Below are 597 nucleotides of genomic sequence, written 5' to 3'. Positions count from 1 at the left end.
CACCCGTCGGCGCGTTTCGGCCGCCGTGCCGCGGATGCGCTCCTCGATGGCGTACACCGCGCCGATGCGCGCGATCACGTCCCGCGCGACTTCTGATTTGGTCGTCTTGAACACCGCCACGAACTTGCGGCGCGCGTGGCTCAGGCAGAACACCAGCCGGACCTTCGCCCCGGAGCGCCGGCGGCGCACCAGCGCCTTGTAGGCGGCGTAGCCATCGACCTGGAGAATGCCGGCGAAAGCCGCCATCTGCTCCTGCAGCGCCGCCGTGTCGCGGCCCTCGGCGAACACGTAGCCGACCGCCGGCATGGCCGGCCCCTGCCAGGGGCGGTCGTCCACCGCCTGGGCCCAGAGTTGGCAGACCTTGGTCCGGCCCCGCCCGGGATCGAGCCGGGGCAACGGCGTCTCGTCGCAGTACACCCGCTCCTGGGAGCGGATATAGAGCAGGAGCCGGTCGTACAAGGGTTTCAGCCACCATGCCGCCCGGCGAACCCAGAACATCAGGGTGGCGCGGTCGAGCGCCACGCCCTGACCGGCGAACATCTGCGCTTGCCGGTACAGCGGCAGATGCCAGGCGAACTTCGCCACCACGACATGGGC

General features: G+C 70.5%; 1 protein-coding gene. It reads right to left on the bottom strand.

Annotation, left to right across the window (positions count from 1 at the left end; all coding sequences use genetic code 11):
• The coding region (tnpC, locus tag ACFPMG_RS23315) for an IS66 family transposase (RefSeq protein WP_376997608.1) at positions 1-597 on the bottom strand (597 nt) is incomplete at both ends.

Origin of the sequence: Azospirillum himalayense (assembly GCF_042657465.1) — a bacterium.
GTDB classification, from domain to species: domain Bacteria; phylum Pseudomonadota; class Alphaproteobacteria; order Azospirillales; family Azospirillaceae; genus Azospirillum; species Azospirillum himalayense.
This window is presented reverse-complemented; position numbering and strand designations above follow the sequence as displayed.